The 14,545-nt window shown below is 73.4% G+C and carries 17 protein-coding genes; 8 read left to right on the plus strand and 9 right to left on the minus strand.

Annotation, left to right across the window (positions count from 1 at the left end; all coding sequences use genetic code 11):
* Positions 1-70: 70 nt before the first annotated feature.
* Genes ACUP6Y_RS13225 through dut form a run of 4 tightly spaced genes read right to left on the minus strand, consistent with a single transcriptional unit; the run spans position 71 to position 2,279 of the window.
* Positions 71-784 carry a DUF3159 domain-containing protein gene (locus tag ACUP6Y_RS13225; RefSeq protein WP_462551184.1) on the minus strand — a complete coding sequence of 238 codons (714 nt, stop codon included), beginning with the start codon at positions 782-784 and terminating at the stop codon, positions 71-73.
* Positions 781-1,140, minus strand: a complete 360-nt coding sequence (locus ACUP6Y_RS13230; RefSeq protein WP_462551185.1) for an OB-fold nucleic acid binding domain-containing protein — start codon at positions 1,138-1,140, stop codon at positions 781-783. Before ACUP6Y_RS13230 ends, ACUP6Y_RS13225 begins: the two co-directional genes overlap by 4 nt.
* Positions 1,141-1,147: 7 nt before the next feature.
* Entirely contained in the window at positions 1,148-1,804 is a 657-nt protein-coding gene (locus ACUP6Y_RS13235; protein ID WP_462551186.1) for a DUF3710 domain-containing protein, read from the minus strand.
* Positions 1,805-1,814: 10 nt separating this feature from the next.
* On the minus strand, positions 1,815-2,279 hold the full coding sequence (dut, locus tag ACUP6Y_RS13240; RefSeq protein WP_462551187.1) for a dUTP diphosphatase: 465 nt from the start codon (positions 2,277-2,279) through the stop codon (positions 1,815-1,817).
* Between the two features lie 51 nt (positions 2,280-2,330).
* On the opposite strand from dut, the gene ACUP6Y_RS13245 reads away from it, so the two are divergent.
* Together ACUP6Y_RS13245 and ACUP6Y_RS13250 are read left to right on the plus strand one after the other, a co-directional pair.
* Positions 2,331-2,813, plus strand: a complete 483-nt coding sequence (locus tag ACUP6Y_RS13245) for a DUF3093 domain-containing protein (protein WP_462551188.1) — start codon at positions 2,331-2,333, stop codon at positions 2,811-2,813.
* A 10-nt stretch (positions 2,814-2,823) separates the two neighbouring features.
* Positions 2,824-3,114 (plus strand): DUF4235 domain-containing protein, encoded by a 291-nt coding sequence (locus tag ACUP6Y_RS13250; protein ID WP_462551189.1) that lies wholly within the window; start codon positions 2,824-2,826, stop codon positions 3,112-3,114.
* A gap of 201 nt (positions 3,115-3,315) precedes the next feature.
* Here the strand turns inward: ACUP6Y_RS13250 and ACUP6Y_RS13255 are convergent, their stop codons facing one another.
* From ACUP6Y_RS13255 to ACUP6Y_RS13265, 3 genes are all read right to left on the minus strand, one after another.
* The gene (locus ACUP6Y_RS13255) at positions 3,316-3,606 is read right to left on the minus strand and encodes a DUF4193 domain-containing protein (RefSeq protein ID WP_462551191.1); all 291 of its coding nucleotides are present in this window, start codon (positions 3,604-3,606) and stop codon (positions 3,316-3,318) included.
* Positions 3,607-3,741: 135 nt separating this feature from the next.
* The gene (locus ACUP6Y_RS13260) at positions 3,742-4,539 is read right to left on the minus strand and encodes an inositol monophosphatase family protein (RefSeq protein WP_462551192.1); all 798 of its coding nucleotides are present in this window, start codon (positions 4,537-4,539) and stop codon (positions 3,742-3,744) included.
* Entirely contained in the window at positions 4,536-5,576 is a 1,041-nt protein-coding gene (locus tag ACUP6Y_RS13265) for a ferrochelatase (RefSeq protein WP_462551193.1), read from the minus strand. The genes ACUP6Y_RS13260 and ACUP6Y_RS13265 overlap by 4 nt, the downstream gene beginning before the upstream one ends.
* Positions 5,577-5,608: 32 nt before the next feature.
* Here ACUP6Y_RS13265 and ACUP6Y_RS13270 point away from each other — a divergent pair, with 32 nt between their 5' ends.
* The 5 genes from ACUP6Y_RS13270 (at position 5,609) to ACUP6Y_RS13290 (ending at position 11,697) form a co-directional block, all read left to right on the plus strand.
* Positions 5,609-6,859, plus strand: a complete 1,251-nt coding sequence (locus ACUP6Y_RS13270) for an MFS transporter (RefSeq protein ID WP_462551194.1) — start codon at positions 5,609-5,611, stop codon at positions 6,857-6,859.
* Complete coding sequence (locus tag ACUP6Y_RS13275) at positions 6,804-8,147, plus strand: D-arabinono-1,4-lactone oxidase (RefSeq protein ID WP_462551195.1); 1,344 nt, start codon at positions 6,804-6,806, stop codon at positions 8,145-8,147. The genes ACUP6Y_RS13270 and ACUP6Y_RS13275 overlap by 56 nt, the downstream gene beginning before the upstream one ends.
* A complete protein-coding gene (locus ACUP6Y_RS13280) occupies positions 8,140-8,544 on the plus strand; it encodes a YchJ family protein (protein ID WP_462551196.1) in 405 nt (134 codons plus the stop codon). Before ACUP6Y_RS13275 ends, ACUP6Y_RS13280 begins: the two co-directional genes overlap by 8 nt.
* 79 nt (positions 8,545-8,623) lie before the next feature.
* On the plus strand, positions 8,624-9,601 hold the full coding sequence (gene sepH / locus ACUP6Y_RS13285) for a septation protein SepH (RefSeq protein WP_462551197.1): 978 nt from the start codon (positions 8,624-8,626) through the stop codon (positions 9,599-9,601).
* A 50-nt stretch (positions 9,602-9,651) separates the two neighbouring features.
* Positions 9,652-11,697: an SDR family oxidoreductase gene (locus ACUP6Y_RS13290; RefSeq protein ID WP_462551198.1), complete on the plus strand. Its 2,046-nt coding sequence runs from the start codon at positions 9,652-9,654 to the stop codon at positions 11,695-11,697.
* Between the two features lie 102 nt (positions 11,698-11,799).
* Here ACUP6Y_RS13290 and ACUP6Y_RS13295 read toward each other — a convergent pair whose 3' ends face one another.
* Positions 11,800-12,498 carry a sulfurtransferase gene (locus tag ACUP6Y_RS13295; protein WP_462551199.1) on the minus strand — a complete coding sequence of 233 codons (699 nt, stop codon included), beginning with the start codon at positions 12,496-12,498 and terminating at the stop codon, positions 11,800-11,802.
* Positions 12,499-12,602: 104 nt separating this feature from the next.
* Here ACUP6Y_RS13295 and ACUP6Y_RS13300 point away from each other — a divergent pair, with 104 nt between their 5' ends.
* Positions 12,603-13,016, plus strand: coding sequence for a hypothetical protein (locus ACUP6Y_RS13300; protein WP_462551201.1), 414 nt, complete (start codon positions 12,603-12,605; stop codon positions 13,014-13,016).
* Positions 13,017-13,046: 30 nt separating this feature from the next.
* Here ACUP6Y_RS13300 and ACUP6Y_RS13305 read toward each other — a convergent pair whose 3' ends face one another.
* Positions 13,047-14,513: a glutamate-cysteine ligase family protein gene (locus tag ACUP6Y_RS13305; RefSeq protein WP_462551202.1), complete on the minus strand. Its 1,467-nt coding sequence runs from the start codon at positions 14,511-14,513 to the stop codon at positions 13,047-13,049.
* Positions 14,514-14,545 lie beyond the last annotated feature (32 nt).

Below are 14,545 nucleotides of genomic sequence, written 5' to 3' on the forward strand. Positions count from 1 at the left end.
CCCATGTGCCTGTCCCCCATCGACCGAGCCGTCCCGTGGACGGCCGGGACCGCCGTGTCCCGACGGGAGACTACGGGCTGACGTCGGCCGCCGGGGACGCTTTCTCCAACGGCGTGGCGTTGCGGGCCAACAGCCAGACCATCACCGACCACGAGCCGATCCGCAGCACCCAGCCCAGGCCGGTGCGCAGGATCAAGATGAGCACGACGGCCTGGTCGGCGTCGATGCGTCCGCTGTGGCCGAGCAGCCAGACGGGTCCCTGCAGCAGCACCCCGATCGCGCCGGGCAGCAGCATCACCCAGGTCAGCCGGCTGCACAGCCGCACGACCTGGGAGTCGGCGTGCCAGGCGGTCGGGTCGCCGGTGACGCTGCCGAGCATGAAGCCGAGCATCGGCCAGCCGACCAGGCAGGTGAAGCCGAGCACGACCGTGTAGCCGAGACTGATCAGGATGCCGGGCAGGAAGAAGGCCAGCGCCTGATCGGACTCCGAGCCGCCGGAGCTCTGCGCCCAGCGGACGAACACCCAGCCGATGCCGATGCCGAACACCGCGTTGAGGACGTACTGGGTGCTCGAGCGCTGCACGAGCCGGGCCGCCAGGGCCACGCCGGCGACCACGAGGCTGCCGACCAGGGCCCATTGGAGCTCCTTGGTGGACAGCCACACGGCGGTGAACACGACGCCCGGGATGGCGGCCTCCGCCATCCCGCGCCGCCCGCCGAGCGCGGACGCGAGCTGCCGGCGGACCAGCGCCTCGACGGTGTCGATCCCGATCGCGGCGTTCACAGCAGCTCGTATCGGGGGTTGTAGAGGATCCGGTGGCCGTCCTGGCTGCCGGTCCGGCCCCGGACCTCGAGGGCCCGCCCGGGCTCGATGCCGGCGATCCGGCGGCGGCCGAGCCAGATCACGGTGACGACGCCGGTGCCGTCGTACAGCTCCGCCTCGAGGGCCGGGACGCCGCCGCGGGGGCGGAGGGTGACGGTGCGCAGCGTGCCGCGCAGCCGGACGGGCGCGCGGTCGGGGGCGTCGCCGATGCACACCACGCCGCTGCCGCTGAACGTCTTGCGGAGATCACGGGCCTCGGCCTCGTCAGGGTTGGCCCACTTGCTGATCGTGCGCCGCAGCCGGCTCTTGGTGCGCATGGCGGGGCTAGCTGGTGGGTACGGCGCGCGGGGTGGCGCCCTCGGGCAGTGAGAGCGGGAGCTGCTCGCCGACAGGCATGGCGTGGGCGCCGCGGCGCACCGCGACCTGGGCGATCGCCGCCTCCCAGGTCTGCGCCGAGTCGGGGTCGCGGGCCGGGTCGCCGAGCAGGGTGGCGCGCAGCAGCCATCGCGGGCCGTTGATGCCGATCACCCGCGAGGTCTGGGTGCCGGTGGCGCCGTCGGGACGGGTCATCCGCACCTCGCACACCAGCTCGGTGCCGAACCGACCCTCGCGCTCGGTGGCGGTGCCGCCCCGGCGCGCGGCGTCGGCCGCGATCTGCGGACGGATCTCGCTCCACAGGTCGCCGTTGCGCGGGGCCGCGAAGGCCCGCAGCTCGAGCGCCCCGGCGTCGGTCGCCAGCAGCACCGCACGCACCGCGCCGGACTGCTCGTCGACCTGCACGCGCAGCTCGCGGTCCTCGGTGGGGGCGACCAGCAACGAGCCCAGGTCGAGCCGGGCCACGCCGTCGTCGGGGATGTCGTCGGCGTCGAACGGGCCGGCGCTCGGGTCGCTCGCGCCGACCTCGGAGGCCTCGTCGACCTCGGTGGTCTCCGCCCCCGCGTCCTCGACGGCCTCGTCGGCAGCCTTGCGCCGCAGCCTCACTGTGTCCTCCTCACGACTGGAACCCTCCGGTTGAACCGTAGCCGCCACTGCCACGCACGCTGTCCGGAAGGGCGGTCACCACCTCGAACCGGGCCCGCTCCACCCGCTGGACGACCAGCTGGGCGATGCGGTCTCCCCGGCGCAGCGTGATCGCCTCGACCGGGTCATGGTTGATCAGCAGCACCTTGATCTCTCCACGGTAGCCCGCGTCGACGGTTCCCGGGGTGTTCACGATGGACAGTCCGTGCTTCGCGGCCAGGCCCGAGCGCGGGTGGACGAGCGCGACGTACCCCTCGGGCAGCGCGATCGCGATCCCCGTCGGCACCAGTGCCCGCTCGCCGGGCTTCAGGTCGACGTCGACGCCGCTCACCAGGTCGGCGCCCGCGTCGCCCGGGTGGGCGTAGGCCGGCAACGGCAGCCCGGGGTCGAGCTGCTCGACGGCGATCACCAGGTCAGGGGCGGAGCGGTCGGGCACGGGGAGACCCTAGGGCACGCGTGTCTGGGGCGGGATGGGATCATCCTCCCCGTGAGCGAGAGTGCGAGCTACCAGGAGCGGCTGCGGGTCCCGCTGCGCTGGTGGGCCCAGGGCACGATGCTCGTGGCGACCCTCTGGCTGACCCTGATCGTCGCGCTGATCGGCCACGCCGCCTGGCTCGCCTGGGTGGTGACCGGCGTGGTGCTGGCCGGCATGGCCGCCTGGCTGCGGTCCTACGGCGGAGCCCGGGTCGTCGTGTCCGACGGCTGGTTCCGCGCCGGCCGGGCCCGGATCGAGATGACGTACGTCGGCGCCGCCGAGGCTCTCGACGCCGACCGCACCCGGCGGGTGTCGGGCCCCGAGGCCGACGCGCGCGCGTACCTGCTGCTGCGCCCCTATCTGCGCCAGTCGGTCAAGGTGGAGATCACCGACCCGGCCGACCCGGCGCCGTACTGGCTGGTCAGCTCCCGCCACCCCCGCGCCCTCGCCGGCGCCCTCAACGCCGTCCGGACGGGCGGGTCGGTCGACCAGTAGGCTCGGCCCCATGGCAAAGGACAGCTCCAAGGTCTGGTCGACGTTCTCCCTGGTCGCGGCGCTCGGCGCCGCCGCGGTCGCCAAGAAGGGGCTGGACACCAGCTGGCGGGCCGCCACCGGGAAGAAGCCGCCGGTGAACCCGGCCGACCCCGACGTCGACGTCTGGGAGGCGATCGCGTGGGCGGCCGTGAGCGGAACCTTCGTCGCGCTCGCCAAGATGCTCGCCCAGCGACGGGCGGCCGGCTACTACCTGAAGTCGACCGGTCAGCTGCCGCCCGGGCTGCGCAAGGGCGACACCTGAGTCATCCGTGCGTGAGCGCGCGAACGCGCGAACGCGCCGATGACGGGCGACGATCGAGGAGCGCCGACGACCTCGCGCTGCGAGCGGGCGAGGTCGTGGCGCGAGGTCACCTGAGGTGCTGCACCCAACGCGGATGGCACCGGCCGGGCAGCACACTCGGGCGTCTCGAGAGGGTCGCTGCGCGACCTCCTCGACGACCGGTCAGGCGCAGTCCTTGCAGATCATCTTCTTGGGATCCGCGAGCTGGCTGCGGTGGTGGACCAGGAAACAGCTCATGCAGGTGAACTCGTCATCCTGCTTGGGCTTCACCTCGACGGCGAGCTCCTCGTGGGACAGGTCGGCGCCAGGCAGCTCGAAGGACTCGGCCGCCTCGGTCTCGTCCTCGTCGACCTTGCCCGAGTTCTTGTCGTGGCGGCGCGCCTTGAGCTCTTCGATGCTCTCCTCGGACTGTTCATCCTCGTTCTTGCGCGGTGCGTCGTAGTCAGTCGCCATGACTGGTTGCTCTCTCCCCTCAGCTGGCCGCCATCCGCGGAAGCGTGCGGACGGGCGCGGCAGATTGTGCACCATGGGAGCCACTTCGCGACACCCGGGGCGGTGCGAGTCGGCAGAACAGTCCCCGGCGCGGTCCTATTCCCGCAGGAATCCGGCGGTCCGGACGGCCTCCAGGAACTCGTCGAAACCGTGCTCGGGAGCGCAGACGACGGCTTCCTGGCCGCCGGCCCCGAGGGTCACCAGGAGGCGGGCGCCGGCGAGCCGGGCGATGAGTCCACCGGCGGCGTGGTCCCACAGGTGGACGCCCTCCTCGACGTACCCGTCCAGGGCGCCCTCGGCCACCCGGCACAGGTCGAGCGCGCAGGAGCCGGTCCGCCGGATGTCGCGGATGCGAGGCAGCAGCCGGGCGGCCGCCGCGGCCTGGATCTCGCGCACCGGCCGGGTGTAGTTGAAGCCGGTGGCGACCAGACGGTGGGCGAGCGGCGCGGGTCCGCGCACCGCGAGCGGTACGCCGTCGCGGGTGGGCACTCCCCCGGCGTGGCCGGTGTAGAGCACGTCCTTGGCGACGTCGAGCACCACGCCGGCGACCACCTCGCCGGCGACCTCGGCGGCGATCGAGACGGCGTACTCGGGGATGCCGTAGAGGAAGTTCACGGTGCCGTCGATCGGGTCGACCACCCAGCGCACGCCGGAGCTGCCGACGACGTCGTCGCCCTCCTCGCCGAGGAAGCCGTCGTCGGGGCGGGCCGCGAGGACCAGGCGGCGGATCAGCTCCTCGCTGGCGCGGTCGGCGGCGGTGACCACGTCGATGTCGCTGGACTTCGTGGCGGCCACCGAGACGCCGCGGGTCGCGTGCTCGCGGACCAGGACGGCGGCCGACCGGGCCACCTCCTCGGCCAGGGCCCGGAGCGCGGCGGGCTCGGCCTCGGTCATCGACCGCCCCCGCAGCAGCCCAGCGGGCAGTGGTCGCGCGGCACCGGCGTCAGCGCGCGCTCGCGGGAGGCCCGGGCCAGGACCAGGTCGCGGATCGCCGCCACGAACGCGGGGTGGGTGCCGGCGGACGCCGCCCGGCGGGCAGGGAGGCCGAGCCGCTCGGCGGTCGCGAGCGCCTCGGTGTCGAGGTCGTAGACGACCTCCATGTGGTCGGACACGAAGCCGACCGGGATCAGCACGACGGCCGCGACGCCCTCGGCCGCCAGCTCCTCGAGCCGGTCGTTGACGTCGGGCTCGAGCCACGGGACGTGGGGCGCGCCGGAGCGCGAGCAGTAGACCAGCTCGTGCGCGCGCTCGACACCGGTGGAGGCGGCGACCTGCGCGGCGACGGCGGCGGCGACCTCGAGGTGCTGGGCGACGTACGCGCCCCCCTCCGGACCACTGGACTCGCTCATCGAGATCGGGATCGAGTGCGTGACGAACACCAGCCGGGCATCGTCGCGGACCTCGTCGGGCAGCTCGGCCAGGGCCGTCAGCACGCCGTCGGCGTTCGCGGTGACGAAGCCGGGGTGGTCGTAGTAGGCGCCGATCTTGTCGATCTCCGGCGCCACCAGGTCCTCGGGCACGGCGGCGAGCGCGTCGGCCAGGTTGTCGCGGTACTGGCGACAGCTCGACCACGAGGAGTACGCCGACGTGGCCAGGCACAGCACCCGGCGGACGCCGTCGCGGGCCATCCGCTCGACGGCGTCGGCGAGGTAGGGCTCCCAGTTCCGGTTGCCCCAGTAGACGGGGAGGTCCAGCCCGTGCTCGGCCAGGTCCTTCTCGACGGCGGTGATCAGCGCCCGGTTCTGGTCGTTGATCGGCGAGCGGCCGCCGAACAGGAAGTAGTGCTCCCCCACCACCTCCAGTCGCTCGCGCGGGATGCCGCGGCCACGGGTGACGTTCTCCAGGAACGGGACGACGTCCTCGGGCCGCTCGGGCCCGCCGAAGGACAGCAGCAGGAGCGCGTCGTAGGGAGCCTGTTCGGGATTGGGCACCCGCCCATCGTAGGGAGGACGATGGGCGCGCAATGCTGCAGACCTACCGCCGGATCTTCACGCCCGCCACCGCACGCTTCAGCCTGACCGGGCTGGTCGCCCGCCTGCCCATCTCGATGGTCGGGCTCGGTCTCGTCCTGCTCGCCGAGCACGAGACCGGCTCCTACGGGTTCGCGGGCTCGGTCTCCGGGGTCGCCGTGATCGCCAACGCCGTGTTCGCGATCCCGCAGGGCCGCCTGATCGACCGTCTCGGCCAGGGCCGGGTGCTGCCGGTCGTCATCACGCTGTGGGGCGTCGGCCTGGCGCTGGCCATGGGCTCGCTGTCCTGGGACTGGCCGACCTGGTCGACGTACGCGTTCGCGATGCTGGCGGGCGCCTCGCTGCCCTCGGTCGGCACCTGCGTGCGGGCCCGATGGTCCCATACGCTGGCCGACCGGCCGGCGCTGCTGCACACCGCGTTCTCCTTCGAGGCGGTGGGCGACGAGGCGGTGTTCATCGCCGGGCCGGTCGCGGTCACCCTGCTCGCCACCGCGGTCCACCCGGCAGCGGGACTGGGGACGGCGCTGGTCGTCGGCCTGGCCGGCACCTGGGCCTTCGCGCTCCAGCGCGCGACCCAGCCGCCCGCCCACCCGCGCGCCGACCTGCGCGCCGCCCGACCGCCGATGCCCTGGGCCGCGATCGCGCCGCTCACCCTCGTCGCCGCCGCGCTCGGCGTGGTGTTCGGCGCGGCCGAGGTGGTCACCGTCGCGTTCGCCGACGAGCAGGGCCACCAGTCGCTGGCCGGTCTCCTCCTCGCGGTGTGGGCCTTCGGCAGCCTGCTCGCCGGCGTGGTGTCGGGCGCGATCACCTGGCAGCGCGGCCCGCTCGCCCGGCTGCGCGTCGGCGCGGTCGCGATGGCGTTCGCCACCCTGCCTCTCGCCTTCGTGCCGAACCTGGCCGTGATGGCGCCCGTGCTGCTGCTCAGCGGCCTGGCCATCTCCCCCACGCTGATCGCCACGATGTCGCTGGCCGAGCAGGTGCTCCCGGCGCCCCGGCTGACCGAGGGGATGGCGTTCATCCAGACCGGCCTGGCCGTGGGACTCGCGCCCGGCGCGGCCGTCGCCGGACTCGTCATCGACGACGCGGGCGCCTCCCCGGCGTACCTCGTCTGCCTGGTCGGCGGCATCCTGGTCCTCGTCGGCGCGCTGCTGATCCGGGTCACGCGCCGGCCGGATAGCGTGCCTCCCCATGAGCACACCCCCAACCGGACCGACGGGGCAGAGCGCGCCGGCGAGCTGGCGTAGCTGGTCCGGTCTCGAGTCGGCCGGAGGGCTCGAGGCCGTCGAGCCGGCCGGCTCCGCCGAGGTGGCCGAGGTCGTCCGTCGTGCCCGGGCCGCCGGCCGCACGGTCAAGAGCACGGGCACCGGCCACAGCTTCACCGGCATCGCGACCCCGCGCCACGTCCACCTGCGACCCGAGCGGATGCGCGGGATCGTCGCCGTCGACCGCGACGAGATGACCGTCACGGCGCTGGCCGGCACCCAGCTCAAGGTGCTCAACGCCGAGCTCGCCCGGCTCGGCCTGAGCCTGCACAACATGGGCGACATCGCCGAGCAGACCCTCGCCGGCGCGATCTCGACCGGTACCCACGGCACCGGCGGCCGCACCGCCGGCCTCGCCGCCCAGGTCGTCGGCCTCGAGCTGGTCACCGGCACCGGCGAGGTGCTGCGGGCCACGACCGCCGAGAACCCCGACGTCCTCGACCTGGCGCGGGTCGGCCTCGGCGCGCTCGGCGTGCTGACCACGATCACCTTCGCCGTCGAGCCGCTGTTCCTGCTGCGGGCCGAGGAGCGGCCGATGACGTGGCGCGACGCACTGGCCGCCTTCGACGACCTCACCGCGGCCCACGACCACGTCGACATGTACTGGTTCCCGCACTCCGACCGGATGCTCACCAAGCGCAACACCCGGATGGGCACCGACCTCGCCGCCGCCGAGCCGCTCCCGCGCTGGCGGGCCTGGCTCGACGACGACCTGCTGTCCAACACCGTGTTCGGCGCCCAGACCGCGGCCCTCAACCTGGCGCCGCGCGCCATCCCGGCCGCGAACCGGCTCGCCTCGCGGCTGCTCGGGCCACGCACCTACACCGACATCGCGCACCGGGTCTTCACCACCGAGCGCCGGGTCGTCTTCCGCGAGATGGAGTACGCCGTCCCCCGCGCGGTCGGCCTCGACACGCTGCGGGAGTGCCGCGCGGCGTTCGAGCGCTCCGGGCTGACCGTCTCCTTCCCGGTCGAGATCCGGGTCGCACCGGCCGACGACGTGCCGCTGTCGACGTCGTACGACCGCGATTCGCTCTACCTCGCCTTCCACACCCATCGGCGCGCCGACCACCGCGCCTACTTCGCCGTGATGGAGCCGATCATGCGCGCCCACGGCGGCCGGCCGCACTGGGGCAAGCTGCACACCCTCGCCGCCGACGACGTCGCCGGGCTGTACCCGCGGCTCCCCGACTTCGTGGCCCTGCGCGACCGGCTCGACCCCGACCGGGTCTTCACCAACGCCTACCTCGAGCGGGTGCTCGGTGGCTGAGCCTCCCGCCCGCCCGGCCTGCCCGTGCGACTCCGGCCGCACGTACGACGACTGCTGCCGCCCCTACCACCGCGACCCCGGCACGGCGCCGACCGCCGAGGCACTGATGCGCTCGCGGTACTCCGCGTTCGCCAAGGGGCTCGCGTCCTACCTGCTGCACACCTGGCATCCCGCCACCCAGCCGCCGGCGCTGCAGCTCGACGACCGGATCGAGTGGACCGGCCTCGAGGTCCTCGCCGCCCAGGCCGGCGGCCCCGCCGACAAGCGCGGCATGGTCGAGTTCGTGGCCCGCTTCGCCCGCGACGGCCAGCCCGGCTCGCTGCACGAGATCAGCCGGTTCCGGAGGCAGGGCGACACCTGGCTCTACGTCCGCGGACGGGCCCGCTGGAGGGCGTAGGCTCGACCGATAGCCTGAGCAACCAGACCAGCCCCACCCGATCAGCACCGACGACCAGCACCGACGACCCGAGGGCAGCATGACCGACACGGCGGACCAGGGCGGCACCGGCCGCCCCGTGCGCCTGAGCCTCGCCACTGGCCAGTCCGCCGGGTCCGACCGGCGGCGCCTGCTGCTCGTGGACGACCAGGGCGGTGAGTTCACGCTCGACATCACCCCCGACCTGCGCGCAGCCGTGCGCGGCGACTCACCGCGTCGATTGGAGACACCGATGAGCAGCAGCATCCGGCCCCGCGAGATCCAGACCCGGATCCGATCCGGCGAGTCCGCGGAGGCGGTGGCCGAGGCCGCCGGCACCTCCGTCGAGGCGATCATGCCCTACGTCGCCCCCGTGCTCGCCGAGCGCGAGCACATCGCCGAGCGGGCCCAGAAGGCGTCGGTGCGGCGCACACCCGGCGAGGGGCAGAGCGGTCCGGCCCACAGCCGGGTGCTCGGCGACGCCGTGGCCGCCCACCTGCGCGGGCGCGGCGGCAGTCCCGAGGCCGTGACCTGGGACGCCTACCGCCGCGACACCGGCCGCTGGGTGCTCACCGGCACCTTCGAGACCTCCGAGCGCGGCGGCGTCGCGCGGTTCACCTACGACGCCCCCGGCAACTACGTCCTCTCCGACAACGACGACGCCCGCTGGCTGATCGGCGAGGTGGCCGCGCCTGCCGCCCCACCGGCCCGCGACGACCTCCAGCAGGCCCGGGAGCGCCGGCTCGTCGCCGTACCTGAGGAGCTTCCGCTGGGCGGAGCGGCCCTCGACTCCGTCGACGACGCACTGCCGCTCGGCGACTCCGTCGACCAGGCCCTGGACCTGGTGTCCGGCGAGGCCGCGCAGCCGCTCGCCGACGAGCCGATCCGCGCGACGGCCGAGGAGCCGGACGACGCCGAGGAGGCCCGGTCGGACACCGAGGCGGAGCGGGCCAAGCACCGCCGCCCGGTGCAGAAGAAGCGTGGCCGCGCGTCCGTCCCGAGCTGGGACGAGATCATGTTCGGCGGCGGGGACCAGTAGCAGGTGACCGGCCGGTAACGGAGCCGGGCAAAAGCGCGTAGCGTTCGCGCATGGCCTACTTCGTGACCGGCGCCACCGGGTTCATCGGGCGTCACCTCATCGCCGAGCTCGTCGACCACCGCGAGGGCCCGGTCTTCGTCCTCGTGCGCGCGTCCTCGCTCCCGCGCATGGAGGCACTGATCCGGCAGTGGGGCTCGGACCGGGTGCAGCCGGTCGTCGGCGACCTCGCCCAACCCGGGCTCGGCGTCGACCCCGCCTGGGTCGCCGAGCACGAGGGGAGGATCGACCACTTCTTCCACCTCGCGGCGATCTACGACATCACCGCCGACGACGCGACCAACGACGCGATGAACATCGACGGCACCCGCAACGCGCTCGACCTCGCCGAGTCACTGCGGGCCGGGGTGTTCCACCAGGTGTCGTCGGTGGCCGCGGCCGGCGACTACCACGGCCGGTTCGACGAGACCATGTTCGAGGAGGGTCAACCGCTGCCCTCGCCCTACCACCGCACGAAGTACGAGTCGGAGAAGATCGTCCGCGACGAGGCCACCATCCCGTGGCGGGTCTACCGTCCCGCGATCGTCGTGGGTCACTCCGAGACCGGCGCGATGGACAAGATCGACGGGCCCTACTACTTCTTCCCGCTGATCAAGCGGCTGCGCGACTCGCTGCCCGCCTGGCTGCCGCTCGTCGGAGTCGACCTCGGCGACACCAACCTGGTGCCGGTCGACTACGTCGCCAAGGCGATGGACCACCTCGGCCACCTGCCCGACCGCGACGGCGAGGCCTTCCACCTGGTCAACCCCGAGCCGCAGCCGGTGATCGAGATGATCAACGCGTTCTGCTCGGCCGCCGGCGCGCCGCGCTTCGCCACGCCCGTCGACCGGTCGCTGACCACCGCGGGCCCGCTCGGCCTGATCCCGCGCGCGCTGCGTCCGATCAACCTGATGAACGCCGTCGTCCGCTCCGCCCCGGCCCAGCGGGTCCTCGACCAGACCATCGGGCGGCTCGGTGTCCCGGCCGAGGTGCTCGCCCACTCGTCGTTCCCCTCGGTCTTCGACTCACGGATCACCGAGCGGGCGCTCGCCGGGTCCGGCATCAGCGTGCCGCCGCTGGAGACCTACGTCCGCGCGCTGTGGGGCTACTGGGAGGAGAACCTCGACGACGCCACCGGCCGCGACCCGAAGGCCGTGGCCGCGCTCAAGGACAAGTACGTCGTCATCACCGGCGCCTCCTCCGGCATCGGCCAGGTCGTGGCGCTCAAGGTCGCCCAGGCCGGCGGCATCCCCGTCCTCGTCGCCCGCGGCAAGGAGAAGCTCGAGGCGACGCGCGACATCATCGAGCTGCGCGGCGGTCGGGCCGAGGTATTCCCCTGCGACCTGTCCGACCTCGAGGCGATCGACCGACTGTGCGAGCAGCTGAGCGCCGACCTGCCCAGCGTCGACTACGTCATCAACAACGCCGGCCGCTCGATCCGCCGCTCGCTGAAGCTGTCGCAGGGCCGGTTCCACGACTTCGAGCGCACCATGCAGCTCAACTACTTCGGCGCGATCCGGCTCGTGATGGGCCTGATGCCCCGGCTGCACGAGCAGCGCTCGGGTCACATCGTCAACATCTCCTCGATCGGCGTGCAGACCAACCCGCCGCGGTTCTCGGCGTACGTCGCCTCCAAGGCCGCCCTCGACGCGTGGAGCAATGTCGTCTCCTCCGAGGTCGTCGGGCACGGCATCAGCTTCACCAACGTCCACATGCCGCTGGTGCGCACGCCGATGATCGCCCCGACGAAGATCTACGACAAGTTCCCCACCATCTCCCCCGCGCAGGCTGCCGACGTGGTGGTCAAGGCGATGGTCGACAAGCCCCACGAGATCAACACCGCGCTCGGCACCGCCGGCGAGCTGGCCCACACGATCGCGCCGCGCACCGCCTTCCGGGTGCTCAACCTGGCCTATCAGGTGTTCCCGGACTCCGCCGCCGCCAAGGGCCACAAGCCCGCGTCACAGGCGGCCGCCGCGGCCGAGGAGGCGCCCGCCTCCAACCGGCGCGAGACCGAGCAGATGCTGATGGCCCAGCTGTTCAGGGGCGTCCACTGGTAGCGACGGGCCGGCTCGGGTCGCCCACCCACTCGCTCCAACTGCCCGGATAGAGGGCGGCGCGGACCCCGGCGAGCTCCAGCGCGAGCACGTCGTGGGCCGCCGTCACGCCCGACCCGCAGTAGACGGCGACGTCGGCGCCGGGCACGGCCCCGACCTCGGCGTACGTCGCCGCCAGGGCCGCCGGTCCCGGAACCGGCCGCCCGCGTCCAGGTTGCGGCTGGTCGGCAGGTTGACCGCGCCCGGGATGTGCCCGGCCACCGGGTCGACCGGCTCCACCTCGCCGCGGTACCGCTCGGCCGCGCGGGCGTCGACCAGGACCCGCGCCCCCTGGACGGTCGTCACGTCGACCACCGGCAACGCTCCCGGGACCGCATCGAAGTCGCCAGGCTCCGGCGCCGCGCCGGCGCCGGTCGCGACCCCGCCGCCCGCCTCGCGCCACGCCGTCCAGCCGCCGTCGAGCACCCGGACCTCGGCGTGCCCGTGATGGCGCAGCAGCCACCAGCACCGCGCCGCCGCATGCCCCGACCAGTCGTCGTAGACCACCACCGGCCGATCCGCCCGCACCCCGGCCCGTCGCATCGCCGCCTCGAAGACCGCGACGTCGGGCAACGGGTGCCGGCCGCGCACCCCCGGCTCGGCGGCGAGATCGGTGTCGAGATCGACGTACGCCGCCCCGGGGACGTGGCCCGCGGCGTACTCCTCCGGGCCGCCCGGTCCGCCCATCCGGTACCGGACGTCGAGCACGGTCACCTCCTCCAGCGTGGCGCGGAGCACGTCGACGCTGACCAGGCCTGACCTCATGGCCCGAGCCTAGTGCCGTGTCGTTGCTGGGCGGTGACGTCATCGACCGCGAGCCCTGTGGAGGACGCTCGCGCCGCCGGCCCGGATCGGGCAGGCTCCCCCGCATGATCCAGGAGCCGGTCCCGACCCTGCTCGAGCGCGTGCTCCTGCGCGCGGTACGCGGGTACGCCGCCGCCGAGGGTCGCCGTCAGCTGCCGCCGACCCTCCATGTCGGCATCCCCGGCGCGGAGGTCCGCTCCTTCGAGGTCCGCCCCGACGAGCCGCTCGACCTCGCCCTGCGCACCGAGGTGCTCGAGGCGATGTGCCGCGACCATCTCGACCGCGACGTGGTCCCCCTCGTCTGGCTGACCCGCACCCCCGACGGGCACGATGTCGAGGACCTCGCCTGGGCGGCCGCCGTCGGCTGTGCCGGCCCCGAGCTCGGCGTACGACTCGACCTGGTCGTGGTCACCCGGCGCTCGTGGCGCGACCCTCGCTCGGGCGTCGGGCGGCGGTGGACCCGGCTGAGGCGTACCTGACGCCCGTGTCCCGACTTCCGGAAATGGCCCTCAGCGGTCCCAGGTGTGCACCGGCTCGTTGCCGTGCATCCGCTGCCGGTACTCGCCCAGCACCGCCCGCAGCGCGTCGTAGCGGTCGGCGTCGTCGCGCGCCCCCACCCGCCGGGAGAACCAGTCCGCGGCATTGGTGCCGGCCAGGCAGCGCTGCTCGATCACGTCGAGATAGCGGTGCGCCTCCTCGGACGACACTCCCCACGCCGCCAGGCCCTCACGGGCCAGGGGCAGCAGCCGGCGCACGACCAGCTCGGTGGCCCGCACCCGGCCCAGCTGCGGCCAGTAGACCTCGGCGTCGATGCCGTACCGCGCCGCACTGTGGAAGTTCTCCTCCGCCGCGCTGAACGACATCTGCGACCACAGCGGCCGGTCGTTCTCGGCCAGCGCCCGGACCAGGCCGAAGTAGAACGCCGCGTTGGCGACCGTGTCGAGCACCGTCGGGCCGGCCGCGAGGATCCGGTTCTCCACCCGCAGGTGCGGCAGGCCGCCGGTGATGTCGTAGACCGGCCGGTTCCAGCGATAGATCGTCCCGTTGTGCAGCCGCAGCTCGGACAGGTTGGGCGTGCCGCCCGCCTCCAGGACGGTGAGTGGGTCCTCCTCGTCGATCACCGGCAGCAGCGGCGAGAAGTAGCGGACGTTCTCCTCGAACAGGTCGAACACCGAGGTGATCCAGCGCTCGCCGAACCACACCCGGGGCCGCACGCCCTGCGCCTTCAGCTCCTCGCCGCGGGTGTCGGTGGCCTGCTCGAACAGCGGGATCCGGGTCTCCGACCACAGCTGCCTGCCGAGGAGGTACGGCGAGTTGGCCGCGACCGCGAGCTGGATGCCGGCGATCGCCTGGGACGCGTTCCAGTACGACGCGAACTGGTCCGGGCTCACCTGCACGTGGAACTGGGTGCTGGTGCAGGCCGCCTCCGGCATGATCGTGTCGACGGTGGCGTTGAGCCGCTCCACCCCGCGGATGTCGATGAGAATGTCCTCGCCGCGCGCCCGCAGGATCTGCTCGCTGAGCAGCCGGTAGCGCGGGTTGGCGCTGATCACCTCGGCCCGCAGGTGCTCGGGCGCGAGCGTCGGGAGGATCCCGATCATCACCAGGTGGGCCCCGAGCGCCGCCGCGCTCTCCTCGGCATGGTTGAGGCTGGCCCGCAGCTGCTTCTCGTAGCCCTCGAGCCCGCCGCCCGCCAGCGGTCCCGGCGCCAGGTTGAGCTCGATGTTGAACTGGCCGAGCTCGGTCTGGAAGTCGGGGTCCGCGATCGCCTCGAGCACCTCGGCATTGCGCAGCGCCGGGTCCCCGGCAGCGTCGACCAGGTTGAGCTCGACCTCGACACCCGTCCACGGGTCGTCGGTGTCGAACGCCGACTCGCGCAGCATCCGCTCGAACACATCGAGGCAGCGCCGGACCTTCTCCCGATAGCGGGTCCGATCGCCGGGGGTGAACTCCTGGGCCGCGACGTCGTCTCCCATGCACCGACCTTAGCCTCGATCGGCGGACGGGC

Source organism: Nocardioides sp. S5-5, assembly GCF_054954065.1.